The sequence below is a fragment of the Bifidobacterium sp. W8110 genome, assembly GCF_016101375.1.
Taxonomy (GTDB): domain Bacteria; phylum Actinomycetota; class Actinomycetes; order Actinomycetales; family Bifidobacteriaceae; genus Bombiscardovia; species Bombiscardovia asteroides.
This window is the reverse complement of record NZ_JACFQO010000001.1, coordinates 258,586-273,804: the sequence shown is the minus strand read 5'-3', so window position 1 is coordinate 273,804 and position 15,219 is coordinate 258,586. Positions and strand designations below refer to the sequence as shown.

5 protein-coding genes and 1 pseudogene are annotated in these 15,219 nt (G+C 66.4%); 2 read left to right on the top strand and 4 right to left on the bottom strand.

Annotated features, from left to right (window positions below; translation table 11 throughout):
* Positions 1 to 166: 166 nt before the first annotated feature.
* From H3T88_RS01090 to H3T88_RS01075, 4 genes and pseudogenes are all read right to left on the bottom strand, one after another.
* Positions 167 to 7,198: pseudogene (locus H3T88_RS01090) on the bottom strand (fatty acid synthase subunit beta domain-containing protein); the annotation flags it as partial.
* A gap of 51 nt (positions 7,199 to 7,249) precedes the next feature.
* Positions 7,250 to 8,821 (bottom strand): acyl-CoA carboxylase subunit beta, encoded by a 1,572-nt coding sequence (locus H3T88_RS01085; protein ID WP_198203254.1) that lies wholly within the window; start codon positions 8,819 to 8,821, stop codon positions 7,250 to 7,252.
* Complete coding sequence (locus H3T88_RS01080) at positions 8,818 to 10,653, bottom strand: acetyl/propionyl/methylcrotonyl-CoA carboxylase subunit alpha (protein WP_198203253.1); 1,836 nt, start codon at positions 10,651 to 10,653, stop codon at positions 8,818 to 8,820. Before H3T88_RS01080 ends, H3T88_RS01085 begins: the two co-directional genes overlap by 4 nt.
* Positions 10,654 to 10,718: 65 nt before the next feature.
* Positions 10,719 to 11,480: a biotin--[acetyl-CoA-carboxylase] ligase gene (locus tag H3T88_RS01075; RefSeq protein ID WP_198203252.1), complete on the bottom strand. Its 762-nt coding sequence runs from the start codon at positions 11,478 to 11,480 to the stop codon at positions 10,719 to 10,721.
* A 522-nt stretch (positions 11,481 to 12,002) separates the two neighbouring features.
* Here H3T88_RS01075 and H3T88_RS01070 point away from each other — a divergent pair.
* Positions 12,003 to 13,895, top strand: coding sequence for a DUF6020 family protein (locus tag H3T88_RS01070; RefSeq protein WP_198203251.1), 1,893 nt, complete (start codon positions 12,003 to 12,005; stop codon positions 13,893 to 13,895).
* Positions 13,892 to 15,124: a PucR family transcriptional regulator gene (locus H3T88_RS01065; protein ID WP_198203250.1), complete on the top strand. Its 1,233-nt coding sequence runs from the start codon at positions 13,892 to 13,894 to the stop codon at positions 15,122 to 15,124. The genes H3T88_RS01070 and H3T88_RS01065 overlap by 4 nt, the downstream gene beginning before the upstream one ends.
* The last annotated feature ends 95 nt before the right edge of the window (positions 15,125 to 15,219 follow it).

Sequence of the window (15,219 nt, the reverse complement as noted above, 5' to 3'; positions counted from 1 at the left end):
TAAGCGGGGACTGAAGAGCCTGCTGGCGGGCCTGCACAGTGCACAGCTCCAGCAGGGAATCAGCCATCTGCTCGGTGGAGTAGGTGTGGATGCCGTGGCGCTCCACGACTTTAACCAGCGGATCGTTGCCGCCCATGAGCCCGGTGCCACGGACCCAGCCGATCAGCGGGTGGGCGAAGGTGACCCGGCCGGACCAGTCCTGCTCGGGGCGGGACCGGTTGACGATGGCGTCCAGGGCGGCCTTGACCTCCCCGTAGGCTCCGTCGCCGCCGAACATGCCACGGTTGGGCGAGCCGGGCAGAACCACATGCAGACGGTGGTCGACATCGGTGTCCGCCCCGATGCCGGCGAACCCGGCGATCTGGCGTTCCAGGCTCCAGAGCATGAGCCGGGCCTGGGACTCGAAGAGCCGGCCCGAGTCGGCCATGGTCCCGTGCATGGCGGGGGCTGCGAAGGGCAGCAGCAGGGTGGGCTCGTAGGCGGGCTTGAGCACGGTGGTCGTGGCCCCCGTGGTCTTGCGCTGCTCATTGCCGACCCAGTCGACCAAAGCATCCACATCCCGGTAGCTGGACAGGTTGGCGGGCACGATCCAGAGACGGGCACCACCCACGGCATGGCGACGGTAGAGGTCGCGGGCCCAGATGACGGTCTGCGGCTTCAGGGAGTGGCAGACGGCGATGACCGTCGCCCCGCCCTCCAGGAGCCCGGCAGTCAGAGATCCCGCGATGGACTTGGGGGCCACGCCGGTGACCACGGCCACATCCTTGGCGAATCGTGCGGTGGTCTGGTCCGAGTCGGCAGGAGTCATGGCCTGGTCGGCGATGCCGCTGAAGACCCGGGCCAGATCCTGCTCGCCGCGTTTGCCTGCCTGCTCGGCGTACCAGACGGCCTGATCGTGCACCTCACGTCCGGCTCCTACGAAGCTTAGGCGACTGCGGTCATCATCATGCTCGTGGTAGATGTGAGCCAGATCCTCGCGGGCGCTGGCCCAGCGATCGTCGAAGAGGACGGCACGCGAGGCCTCGAACCGTGGTGCCACCTGCTCGGGCCAGTCGCTGCCCAGCTCGGCATCGACGGCGGCCACGACTGCAGCATCCTCATTCTCACCAGGCTGGACGGTCGGGGGTTCAAGCCCCAGCTTGTCCAGAAGGAAGCGTGCGGTGGAAGCCAGTATACCCTCAGAGCCGGTCACCTGGGCTGCGAAGGCATCCAGGGCGGCGGAGTCGACCACGGCACCGCCAGCAGTACCGCCTGCAGAGGGCATGGAGACCGTGACGCCGTGACGCTGGGCCACCTGCTGAACGGCCTGGTCGATCAGAGCATTGGCCGCAGGCACAGTGGAGACGGCTTCAGTGGGCAGAATCGCCAGGTCGCCGCCGCGCGAGGAGGCACCCTCACGGGTGTCCAGGACCAGACTGGCCACGGTGGCCGAGACCCAGCCGGCACCCAGTTGCCAGACGTCGGAGACCCGCTGCTCGACCTGCTGCAGCTTGAGGCCGGAGGGGCCGAAGAGGTCGCGGATGCGTTCACGAACGATGTCGGAGAGCACCGGGCCGAAGGGCCGATAGTTGGGGGCCACCTTGTTCACCAGGGCGCTCAGGTCGGTCATGCTGGCCTCGGCGGCGCCGTCCACGCTGGCCACGCCCAGCTCGGAGCTGATGTCCATCAGCAGCTGGTTGCGCCTGGAGGAGACGCCGTTGGTCAGGGTGTCGGTGGTGTCGGTCTGCCCGATCTGCTCGGGGCGGATCTTGGTGGAGTAGGCCAGCAGGACGGCGATGGCGTCCGAGGCCTTGAAGGGCAGGTCGGCCACATCGGCACCCGACGGACCAGCGGTCGCCGGGGCCGGAGCTGGAGCAGGAACCGAGTCCTCGACTGCCGCTGGAGCCGGAGCGGGAACCGATGCAGGGGCTGGGGCAGGAGCAGCAGCCGGAGCAGGCTCAGGACTGGAGTCCTGGACCGGAGCTGCGGACTCCTCCTCCGCCACCGGGGCCATGGGATCAGTGTCGGTCAGATAGACCCGGCTCTCGTCCCTGCCCAGGTTGTAGACGCTCACGTGGCGCTCGCGGAAGTCGGGCAACTTCAGGGTCTTGGTGCCCAGGTTGGCCAGGGTGGGCGAATGGCCCAGCCCCACCTCAATCAGCTGCTCCACGCCCAGTCCGCCCTGCTCGGGGGCGTCGAACATAATCGCCTGGGTCTCGATCCAGCGCACCGGGGAGGCGAACTGCCAGGAGAGCAGCTCGGTCAGCAACAGACGGCCCAGCTTCTGGTCGTCGGCCGCATACTGGTCCCAGACCCGGGGATCGTCCAGAGCCTGCTTGATGCGTTCTGAAGGGACCACCTCCAGGATGGAGGCCGCGAACTCCTTGGTCATCCGGAAGGGCCGTGCAACCAGGTTGGGTATGTAGCGACCCTCCAGGCGGGAGTAGTCGATGTGCTCGGGCAGCAGGGCATCCAGGGTGTCGCGGAACTCAGGCACCCCCTTGCGCAGCAGCGTGGAGTGGAAGGGCACGTCGATGCCGGGCACGTACATGAAGGCCGGCTTACCGCCCGCCTCCTTGGCCCGACGGTTGGCGTCGGCACGCAGATACTCCAGACCGGCGATGGTCCCGGCCACGGCGTACTGCTGGCCGGCCAGATTGTAGTTGACGATCTCCAGGAATTCGCCGCACTCCTTGGACACGGACTCCACATACTGCTTGACGCCGGAGTCGCCCACGCCGAACTGGTTGGGACGCAGTGCACCCATCCGGTAGTTGCTGCGCCCCTGCTCGTCGCGTTCGATCAGGGAGTGCATGGTGGAACCGCGGTGGAAGACCAGCTCCAGAACCGTCTCCAGGGACATGACCCCGGCGAAGGAGCTCAGGGCGTTGTACTCGCCCAGGGAGTGGCCGGCGAAGTAGGCGGGCCAGATGTCCATGCCGGACTCGCGCAGGCGGGCGGTCTGGGCGAAGGCCACGGTGGCCAAGGCCACCTGGGTGAACTGGGTCAGGTTGAGCAGACCCTCAGGATGGTGGTAGGTGACCCCCTTGGCTGTAAGGGTGTGCGGGTTGTCACGCACCACGGCCAGGATGGAGAACCCAAGCTTGCTGCGGGTCAGGGCATCGGCCCGTTCCCAGGTCTCACGGGCGGCAGGCGACTTGGCCCGCTCGTCCAGGACCATGCCCTGCTGCTGGATCCCCTGGCCGGGGTAGACGTAGGCGGTCCTCGGGGCGCGAGCTATTGCCGTGCCGCGGGAGACCAGCTGGCCATCGATCCTGCAGGTGACCTCCAGGACCAGACCGCCATGGCGGACCTTGCCCACACGCTCCAGGCTGATCTCCACCTTGTCGCCCAGCTGGACCATGCCGTACATGTTGTAGGTCCATCCGGCGATCTCGTAGTGGACGCCCTGCTCGTCGGTGGCCTGAGCCGCGTACTGTGCGGTAGCCGACAGCCACATGCCGTGCACCAGCGGCGCAGACAGGCCGGAGACCGCAGCGCCACGCTTGGAGGTGTGGATTGGGTTGAAGTCCCCGGAGGTGCGCGCAAAGGCGGTCATATCCGTGGGGGCGGTGACGGTGACACGGCGCAGCAGCCTGCGGGGTGTGTCCACCGTGTCGGCGCGGATGCCGCCGTACTCGGGAGCCTCCTGGGGCAACTGGTCGCTGTAGGCGCGGCCACGGATGGCGAAGCGCTCGACCTCGCGGGCCAGCACGGTTCCGTCCTGGGCGGCGTGGACCACATGGATGGTCACCACCCGCCCGGAGGCGGACTCCTGGTAGGGCTCGGCCCAGCTGGTCAGTCCGATCCGCTGGCCGGTATGCTCCAGCAGGCGCTTCTCGGGGACCTCCAGCTCAATCAGATGGTCCAGATGGACCGCGTTGAGCAATCCCTCGATGATGGGGAAGCCATCCACATAGACGGATCCCAGAGCTGCATAGATGGCCGGCCAGGCCGGACCCACCAGGGCGTCCGGGGCGAAGCCGGAGGGGATCAGCGCATCAGGCAGGGCGCCACCGGTTGCCGCCTCATGGTCGAAGCCCAGGTTGGCCGCCAGGGTGTAGCCGCTGTGGGCCAGGCCGAAGGGGTGTTCCTGGTCGTCATCGTCCTTCTCGATGACAGGCATGGCCTCCAGCTTGTCGCCGGTGATGGTGGTGTTGCCGATGCCGGCCGTATCGGCCAGCAGGGCGTAGACGTCCTTGGGCAGGCGGCTACGGTCGACCACCGGGAAGAGACCGACCTGGTCGCTCTTGAGGGTCAGCGGCACGACGATGTCACGCACCGCATGCCGGTCCAGGCCGCCGTCGGGATCGTCGTCCCAGTAAGTGTCCAGGTGGATGTCCAGGTCGTAGTGCTCGCCCTGGGCGTCCTGGCCGGTGGCGGTGATGGTGTAGTTGGGGTCGTCCATGGCCGTGCCGTAAGCCGGATTGGCCATCAGGTGGCCCACCCAGGAGATGTTGGGGCTGCGGCGGATGAACTCCTGCGCGTCAGCGGCGCCTGCCAGCTGGCTGTAGGCCTTGGCGGGACTACTGTCCAGGTCGCGCACCCGGTCGATGGCCGCCCGCTCGAACCGTCCCAGGATGGAGGCCACCGGCTCGTCCACCGTGGTGATGCCCGCCACGGAGATGGGCCCGGGGATGGCCCTGACCGAGTCGGCGCCGTAGCGGGGGTCCTCTGACTGCCAGAGCTGATCCTGGCCCCACCAGCGCAGCAAATCGTTGTCGATGACCGGCACGAAGGGCATGGGCTTGGGGTACTCGCGCACCAGGACGGGGAACCAGGCCACGTCGGTGGGCACCACCTTGAGCTCGGCTGCCTGGGGATAGGCCTCGTGCAGCCGTCGAAGCGCCTGCTCGGGCTCGGCCACATCCTGCCTGGAGGCGAAGATGGAGTCGAACTCGCCGCTCTGACGCTCGCAGACACGGGCCTCAATGCGCCGTAGCAGGTGCAGGAAACGGTCGATGTAGGTGTCATCGGCCCAGGGGTAGGCCAGGTCGGCGAAACGTTGGGCCCAGTCCTGGTAGGTCATGGTCTCCAGATCGCCGAAGTAGGGCTTGGCGGTCTTGTCCAGGGCCTCGATGATCTCCCCGCGACGGGTCTCCAACTCCTCGGGGTGCTTCATGACCCGGACCAGCAGACGGCCGCACTCGGCGGAGGAGTTCTCCATCTCGTAGATGTCGGCGTGCAGATGGCTCAGGCCGGATCCCACGCCTCCCACGGATTTGCCGCTGGGCACCCACTTCTCGCCCATGGGGGCGAAGGGGTCCGGATCGGGGGTGGAGCTGTCGATGCCAGGGGTGGCCACCAGAGCCCGCTTGATCTCAGGATTGGTGTGGGCCTCCTTGGCGGTCATGGCCGCTGTGCCGATCATGACGCCGTCCACGGGCATGTCCGGCAGGTTGTAGGCGCGGGACCACTGGCCGCTGATATAGTCGGCCGCCCGCTCAGGGGTGCCGATGCCGCCCCCGGCCACCAGGACGATGTTGGGGCAGGCGCGGACCTCGGCATAGGTGGTCGAAAGCAGGTCGTCCAGGGACTCCCAGGAATGGTGGCCGCCGGCGGCCCCGCCTTCGACCTCCATGAGAATGTGTGTTGGGGCAACCTTGCGGGCGATAGCCACGACCTGGCGTATCTGGTCCACCGTGCCGGGCTTGAAGGCCACGTAGGGGAAGCCCTCCTCGTTGAGCTGGTGGATCAGGGTCACGGCCTCATCCAGCTCGGGAATACCGGCAGAGATGACCACCCCGTCGATGGGGGTGCCGGAGGCACGCTTCTTGGGCACGATGTGCTGGCTGCCGAACTGGAGGTTCCACAGGTAGCGGTCCATGAACATGGCGTTGAACTCGACCGTGCGGCCCTCCTGCAGCTGGTCCTCCAGCTGGGACACATGGCGGTCGAAGACCTCGGCGGTCACCTGGCCGCCGCCTGCCAGTTCGGCCCAGTAGCCGGCGTTGGCGGCCGCAGCCACGATCTCGGGCTCCACGGTGGTCGGGGTCATGCCGGCCAGCATGACCGGGGGCTTGCCGGTCAACCGGCTGAAGGCCGTCTCGACCCGGGGCCCGGCAGGGGTCTCAAGCAGACGGGGGGCCAGCTTGGACCAGTCCTGGGTGCGGGCCGGATCCTCCTCCATGGTGGACAGCTGCGCGCGCCGGGCCTGGTTGGAGGCCTCGACCACACCAACACCGGTGCCCTGGACCAGGTTGTCCACCAGCTTGCCCAGGGTCTCGCCCGGGCCCAGATCCACCAGCCAGAGGGAGGCGGCATCCTGCTGGTCCATGACCTCGGCGATCCGGCCGGCCCAGTCGGCATGGTTGAGCAGGACCTCCTGAGCCAGAACCCGGGCACGCTTGGCGTCCAGACCGCAGCGGGAGGCCCAGTCCACGCTCAGGTCCACGGCCTCCTTCATGAGCGGCGAGTGGAAGGGCAGGGTCACGTCCAGATACTCCAGGACCGGCGAGAAGGCGGTTCCGCCACGGACCTTGTCTTCGCGCAGCTGGCGCTGGTGCTCGCTCTCCTTGCTCGCCTCGATGGCAAAGGCGGCCAGATCCTCCGGATAGCCGGACAGGACCAGGTTGCGGTCCGAATTGGTCACGGCCACGCTGATGGGACCGCGAGCGCCAGGCACCCGGTCGACCAGGACCTCCACCTGATGGCGGGTGGCGCCGCGCACCGAGAGCATGGGCGTGGCCTCACCCTGGCGGTGGATGCCCAGACGACGGGCCTGGCGGGTGCCGGCCGTGCCGATCAGCATGGCGGTGGCCAGAATCTGGTCGATGGCGCCCTGGGCGGCCTTGAAGGATCCGGCAGCCTGGATCTCCTGGACCATGTGAACGCCGATGATTCCCTGGGAGTGTCCCAGCAGGGCCACCGGACGGGCCTGGGCTGCGTCGTAGCCCAGTTGGTCCATGTCCATGAGGGCGCCCAGCTGCACCAGGGCGATGCCGGGAACGCTGACCGCCGCGTCGGCGGCCGGCCCCAGCCTGACCGGGTCAGGTCTGTAGCCGAACAGATCCAGCTGACGGCCGTTGGTGGCCAGCAGATCGGGCTTGACCGCCCTGAGCAGGTCGGTGGCCGCCGCCATGCGCTCCCTCAGGGCCTTGTCAATGTCGGGATCGCCCTGCAGATCGGCCAGGGCCACGGTCCAGGGGTTGGACTGGCCGGCGAACATGAGCGCGTGCGGCTGCTCGGCGAGACGGTTGATGAAGAATGTACTGGTCATGATGTCCTATTCATAGAGAGTTGGGGATTGCTGATAATGACGAGGGGAAGCTCATAGAGGCTGGTTGCCGTGGTGCTTGTCGTTGACCCTGACGCGCTGCTTGTCTGCCAGGAGGTCCATGGCCTGGACCAGGACCGGTCTGGTCTGCTCCGGATCGATCATGCCGTCCAGCTCGCCCATCTCCAGGGAGAGATTGGCGTTGACGGTGCTGCTTTCATATTCCTGGGCCAGCTTGTTCCGCAGCTCATCCACGTCCCGGCCGGCCTCCTTGGCCTCCTGCAGGTCGCGCCGGTGGATGATGTTGACCGCGCCCTGGGCTCCCAGCACAGCTATCTGCGAGGAGGGCCAGGCGTAGTTGAGGTCCGCGCCGATGGCTTTGGAGCCCATGACGATGTAGGAGCCGCCGAAGGCCTTGCGCAGCACAATGGTGACCATGGGCACCTGGGCGTTGGCGTAGGCGTAGATGACCTTGGCCCCCCGGCGGATGATGCCGGCATGCTCCTGGTCCGAGCCCGGCTTGTAGCCGGGGGTGTCCACCAGGGTGATGACCGGCAGGTTGAAGGCGTCGCAGAGGCGGACGAAGCGGGCCAGCTTCTCGGAGGACTCCACATCCAGGCTGCCCGCGTCCACCATGGGCTGGTTGGCCACGATTCCCACCGGCCGACCCTCCAGGCAGGCAAAGCCCACCACAATGGACCGGGCGTAGAGTTCCTGGACCTGGACCAGCTCGCCGTAGTCGACGATGGCATGGATGACGTCCAGCACGTCGTAGGGCTGTCGGTCATTTTCAGGAATGACCGTAGCCAGTCGCTTGGCGGCCTGGCGCTCTGCATGGCCGGAGATGAAGGCGTATCGGGGAGGCTCCTGACCGCTGTTTGCAGGCAGGTAGGCCAGGACGGTCCTGGCATAGTCGATGGCATCGGCCTCATCCTCTCCCAGGTAGTGGGCCACGCCGGAACGGGTGTTGTGCACGTAACCGCCGCCAAGCTGGTCCATGCTGATGGTTTCGCCGGTCGCCGCTTTGACCACGTCAGGACCGGTGACGAACATGTCCGAGTTCTCCTTGGTCATGATGATCAGGTCGGTCAGGGCCGGGCAGTAGACGGCACCCCCTGCGCAGGGTCCCAGAATCAGGGAGATCTGCGGGACGAAGCCGCTGGCCTGGCAGGTCTTGCGGAAGATGCGGCCGTACTGGGTGAGGGCGGCCACACCCTCCTGGATGCGGGCGCCGCCCGAGTCGATCATGGCCACGATGGGGACCTTGATCCGCAGGGCCATGTCCATGAGCCGGCAGATCTTCTCGCCCTCGGCCCGGCCCAGGGTGCCGCCCCTGACGGAGAAGTCCTGGGCGTAGACGCCGACCTTGCGCCCGTAGACCAGGCCGAAGCCGGTGATGACCGCAGAGCCCGCCCGGTCCCCGGCGATGTCGCCACCAGCGAAGCGGCCCACCTCCTCGAAGGTGTCCTTATCGAAGAGCAGATCCAGCCGCTCACGGGCGGTCTGCTTGCCCTTGGCATGCTGACGGTCGCGGGCGTGCTCCTCGGCCTGCTTGGCCAGGGCGGCTGCCCGATGGATGCCCTGGCGCACCGGCTGGGAGCCCAAGGCGGATTCGGTGACGCTCATGCCTGCTCCTCCCCGCCCAGATCCAGGGTGACCAGGGTCTGGCCCGGATCCACCCCCTGTGCCACGGACACATCGATGGTCTTCACACGGCCCTTGGCCGGGGCATAGACGTAGTTCTCCATCTTCATGGACTCCAGAACAACCAGCAGGTCGCCCTTGTCCACCTCCTGGTCGGGGGCCACGTTGATGCGGGTGACCACCGCCTGCATGGTGGCCACGATGATGCCGGACCGGGCCGCATCCTGCCGGGGTGCGCCAGGCTCCTGGTCGCGCAGCCCGCGCCCGCGCAGGGGCTGCCTGGGCCTGGAAATGCCGCCGTGACCGCCGGGGCCGCCCATACCTCCCAGCAGCGACTGGGGCAGGGAGAGCTTGACCCGCTTGTCGTCGATCTCCACGTTGTAGGTCTCCATGGAATCGCTGTCCCGGTCCTGTTCCTGGGCGGAGGCGCCGGAGACCGAGGCGGGCTGGCCACTGCCGTTGGAGGCAGGCTCCACGTTCAGGTAAACCCGTTCAAGCCACTTGGTGGACACGTCGAAGGAGTGCCCGTCCTCGGCGGTGAACTCGGGGTTGGTGAAGATCTTCTGGAAGAGGCCGGCCGGTGTGGGGACCCCGCTGATGCTCATCTCGCGCAGGGCCCGACGAACCCTGGCCACGGCCGCCGGACGGTCCTGGGCGGTCACGATCAGCTTGCCCATCATGGAGTCGTCCCTGGGCGAGACCGTGTCACCCACCTCGACGCCCGAGTCCACGCGGATGCCGGGGCCGGAGGGCCACTGAATCGACTCGATGGTCCCTGAGCTGGGGGTCAGGTTGGTGGCCGGGTCCTCGCTGGTGATGCGCAACTCGAAGCTGTGGCCTCGGGGCGGAGGCGCCACATTCAGGGAGCCGCCGTCGGCGATCCGTAGCTGCTCGCGGACCAGGTCCAGTCCGCAGACCTGCTCGCTGACCGTATGCTCCACCTGCAGCCGGGGGTTGACCTCCATGAAGTAGACGTCGTCCCTGGGGGTGACCAGAAACTCGCAGGTGCCCAGGCCCACATAGCCCACCGTGTCGAACAGGCGGCGGGAGAATCCCTCCAGCTGGGCGATCACATCGTCGGACAGGAAGGGGGCCGGGGCCTCTTCCACCAGCTTCTGGTTGCGGCGCTGGACCGAGCAGTCCCTGGTGGAGTAGACGGTGAACTGGCCGTGGCTGTCCCTGCCGGACTGGGTCTCCACGTGCCGGGCCCGATCCACGAACTTCTCGATGAAGTAGTCGCCCAGGTCGCCTCCCTGAAGGGCATCATGGTTCATGTAGAAGGTGCGCAGCTCGTCGCTGTCGTTGATCAGGGTTATCCCCCGGCCGCCGCCGCCGTCAGCCTTCTTCATCATGACCGGATAGCCGTGCTCGTCGGCGAAGTCCAGCAGGGGGCGCATGTCGGTGACGGGCTCGCTCAGTCCGGGCACCACGGGCACCCGGGCCCGCTCGGCCACCTTGCAGGCTGTGATCTTGTCGCCCAGCTCGTCCAGGACCTCCGGATCCGGCCCCACCCAGGTGATGCCCGCCTCAATCACCTTCCGCGCGAAGGAGGAGAACTCGGACAGGAAACCATAGCCCGGGTGAAGGGCGTCGGCGCCTGACCTGCGGGCGATGGAAACGATCAGATCCTCGTTCAGATAGGTCTCAATGTTGGTGTCCCCAGGCAAGAGGTAGGCCTCGTCCGCCATCTGGGCATAGGGGGCATCCCGATCCTGGTCGGCATAGACGGCCACGGTGGCAATGCCCATCTCCTGGGCGGTGCGTACAACCCGCAGGGCTATCTCGCCGCGGTTGGCGATCAGCAGTTTTTTCATTCCCCTCTCCTCACTGGTTGCTCAAGGGTGATCGGACTGACGGAAAGCATGAACAGGGTGGGAATCTAGGCCCCCACAGCGGCCACTTCAGGCAGGACGCCCACATCTGCCGTAGACACGTCAACCTGGTCGCCGTCGGGCAGCCGTACCCGCAGGGAGGCGTCCGGATTGATCTGCAGGGCACGTCCCTCCACGGGCTCACCGGCTACGGGGACGACCCTGACCCGCCGGCCCAGCGTCCAGCTGAGTCCGGCAATCCTCGAGCGCACTCCCTGGGGCCCGTTCAGGACCCGGTCCAGCGACCCGTCAAGGCCAAGGGGGGCCATCTCCCCGCTCAGGTGCCAGCTGATGGCATCGACCAGGTCGTCGCGCAGGGTCTGATAGTCGGGCAGATTCCGGTAGTGGAGCTGCAGGGAGGTGGACTCCGCAATGGGCAGCGCCTGCCGGGGCAGGAAGAGGTTGATGCCGATGCCGACAGCCAGTGCCGACCAGTCCTGATCCACCCGGACCAGTTCGCAGAGGATGCCCCCCAGCTTGGCCCCGCGGCAGAACAGATCGTTGGGCCACTTGAGCGTCATGACTCGTTCAGGGTCGCCACCGTCGCTCAGAGTGCAGCCGTGATACTCAAGCACGTCCTGCAGGCCTTCCAAGGCAGCCAGTCCCGCCACCATGGGCATCCATCCACCGAAGGATCCTGTCAGCAGGCTGGTGGGCAGCGGCAGGGCCCAAGTGGCCAGCAGGGAGCATCGGGGCTGATTGACCCAGGTTCGGGCAAGACGACCGCGGCACCGGGACTGCGCATCGGCAACCGCTACGCTCAGCGGCATGGTGCTCCCCCCGGCGCCCGGCCATCGCCGAATACCTTTACTTGCGACTCTTCCCTCGTATCGTGTAGTCGTAGAAATACCCTGACGGGCATTTTTTCGAGGCGTATCTTCGGCTTTTCCCCTTGTGCCAGAGACCAATCCCTTCACGGTCTCCGAGCTCGTTGTCGATTCACCGCCCCCAAACAGCCGCTCGACCCGGTCGCGCGCATCCGAATAGGTCGAGGCTTCCAGAGCATGAGCCACGAGCGTATTGGTCGAATCGACGGTGTCGAGCACCACGATCGAGGAGATTACGCCACTGTCCAGCGATGCCGATGGCTGCCACTTGATATTCTGATGAGGCACGCGTTCCACTATACGGCACAAGGGGTCAGCCCCGGTAGCGAACCACACACAAAAGCGGCGGCCGGTTTTTGTATCTTTTCACAGGGGACCCTTGGATAGCTCAGAGCGCATCCTCGGATGGGCACTGGATAAAATGGGGAAGCCGTAGACCAGGCATGACCCGCGAAAGGGGTTCTTTTGAGCGCAGACAGCGGAAGGGCGCAAGCGAGAGAGGCGGGCGAACAACCTGTGCAGACATCGGCCTTGCAGACCGGGAGACCCGGGTCTCGTGCATCCCGGACCGTCGGCCTGGTCCTGGCCCTGCTGGCCTGCCTCTGGATCGCTTTCTGCACTGGCCTGGGCCCCATCTACCGTCAGCAGGGATCGCTTACGCAAGCGGGTTTGCCCCAGGTGCTGATCATGCTGGGCACCCTGGCCGTCTGTCTGACTGTGGTCCTGGTCTGCCGCCGGATTCTGCTGGGTCGCGAGCCCTTTAGGATGCCACAGCGCTTGACCGCCCTGGCACAGCGTCCACGGATGCGTACCTACGCGGCCTTCATAACCCGGCAAACCAGCGGCTGGCGGTCCATCATGCGCCTGCTTTTGCTGGGCTGGGCCTGGGCCTTTCTTACCCTGCTGGCCGCCTATGGGGCCGACCTGTACGCACAGGCCCAGGAGTGCGCCAACTTCCTGGCTCTACTGCAGGGCGATCAGCCCCCCTACGGCGGCAATACCTTCACACAGATGGACGTCTACCCCATCGGTCATTACCTGTGGCCGGACCACCCCGCCTTCCTGACCGACCAGCACAACATGGTGCTGACCTTGTTCTACGGGATGACCATCATGGCCTCCAACCATCTGACGGGATCCTATGACGCGGGCATCGTACTCCTGGCAGGGCTGCAGGTGATCTTCGCAGCCTTCTGCTGCGCCGTCACCGCCGACCGCTTCCTACGCGACAGCGGAACTGAACAGGTTGGGGCCCTGGCCCGCACCCTGGTCATGCTCTTCTTCCTCCTCTCCCCCTTCGTGGTCTTCAGCACCTTCAGCCTGACCAAGTCCCCCCTCTTCGCCTTCGCCTTCATCTGGTGGTTCGGCATCTGGCACCAGCTGGAGTCAGTGGACAGGAACTCGCCGCTCTACGCCAGCCAGGCGGCCCGACAGCGGCCCGCCCTGGCCCTGAGCACCCTGATCATGCTGATCAGCGCCAAGTACGCCCTCTACATCGTTCTGGCCCAGCTGGTCCTGGCACTGATCATCCACCGTCGCCAGTGGGTCACCATCCTGATAGGGCTCCTGCTGCCTCTGATCCTGTTCACCGGGGTGACCGGGACCCTGACGGCCACGGGGACGGTCATCAAGGGTGACCCGGTGGAGAGCCGCAGCATCCAGCTGCAGCAGATCGCCCGGGTGGCCCAGCGCAACCCCCAGGGGATTCCGGCCCAGGCGAGAGCCGACCTTGAACCAATCATGGACCTGGACAATGCCGGCATCCAGTACACCCCCTGGGAGGCCGACCGGGTCAAGTCCTCGGGCAACCAGCCCAAACTGATCGTCTATCGCTGGAGGACCGTCACGCCCGAGCAGCTGTCCCGGCTGAATCGGGCCTGGCTCCAGGTGGGACTGCATAACCCGGCGATCTACCTGGATGCCTTCATGGCCGAGTCCTACGGCTACTTCGACCCCGGCGACCCTGCCTACGTGGCCATGTCCTACTACCTCAACAACGGCTACGTACAGAACTCGGGCTCCTGGCTGGCGGCCTGGTGCCACGACTGGCGCAACGGGGTTACCGGATTCGTCAGAACCTGGGCCGATACCCCCCTCCTCGGCCTTGTGGCACGGGCCAACTTCTGGGTGGTGGTCACCCTGCTGCTGATCGTCGCCCGCCTGGCAGCCGGTCACTGGCGTGGGGCCCTGTGCTGGTTCCCCCTCCTGCTGATCATGGGGGTCATGATCACCGCCCCAGCCAACAACTTCGAACGGCACATGCTGCCGGTGGACATGGTGGTGCCCTTCCTGATCCTGGACATGGTCCGACAGAGCCGCCGTGCCCGTGCCGAAAACCTGATGGACCGGCCGACATGATTGGCAAGTCGAAGCGGTCCGGGCCGAAGGGCGACGACCCTGCCGAAGCGCAGCAGGTTCACCTGGCACCTCATGCGTCCGATGCCGCCATGGAGCAGATTCTTCTGAAGACACTGGATCATCTGGAGGAGGCACTGCCCTGGACCAGATCAGCGCCTGCCGATGGGCGCAGAACCTTGGAGGGGGCCATTCGAACAGCCCTGGACGACCTGTTGTCCCGACTTGACGCCCAGGGTTCGGAAGACAGCGAAGTCCCCTCCCCCGTCCCAGCCGAACTCTCCCGGAGCCTGGGACCGCACCGGGCCATGGAGCTGACCCGGGTCATTCTGGACATGCTTGAGGAGGCTGGCCGGACCATGGGAGCCGAGGGGGAACGGTCCACGCTGGTCTACACCCGTCATGCAGCCACCGCAGCAGCCGCTCTCTACGCCGACCTGGCCGAGGCGAGGAACGGGCGCAAGGCCGCAGCGGAGTCGAGAATCATCCGGCATTTGATTGAGAACACAGCAGATACACGCACTGTTGACGATCTGGCCCGGCTGGGCTGGCCGACCGAATTCGATTGCTTCGCCGTCGTCGGCGAGGCCCGGGGCAACGATGACGGACAGGGTATGGAGAACGCCCGTCAACCCATCAACACCACGGTGGCCCGTCAAGGCGGCAGAGCCCTAGTGGGCGAGAATGAAGGACTCATGGTGGCCCTGATCGACCCCAACCGGTCGGGCACTCCGGCGGACTTCTGCGCATCCACCCTGCGCTTCTTCGCCGACGAGTCAGCTGTCTGCCTGGGACCTCTCCACCATGGAATCTCCGGTGCGGGAGCCTCCATCCGAGCCGCCCTGAGCACGTACGCTGCAGCTCCAGCAGTGGCCGATCCCATCACCGCCGCGCTGCCCAGACCACTGCACGCCGACGACCTGCTGCCTGAACGGGCCCTCAACGGAGACACGGACGCAGCCGACCAGCTTTACCAGGAAGTCTATCTGAGCCTGGCCGGACAGGACCCGGATGGGCCCCTGCCGACCACCCTGCTCACCTTCCTGCGCTCGGGCAACTCGCTGGAGGTCACTGCAAAGAAGCTGGGCATCCATCCCAACACCGTGCGCTACCGGCTCAGGCGCTGCGTGGAGGTGACCGGCTGGGATGCCATGGACCCACGAGAATCCTTCGTCCTCCAGGCAGCCCTGATCATCGGCAGAATCCGCAGGTCGCACCCGGGCACCGACTGACTGCTACCTGGCCAACTGGTACTGGGACGAGTGCTGCCTGATCAAGATACAAAAAGGGCGGGAACCCGAAGGTCTCCCGCCCTGGAAGTATACAG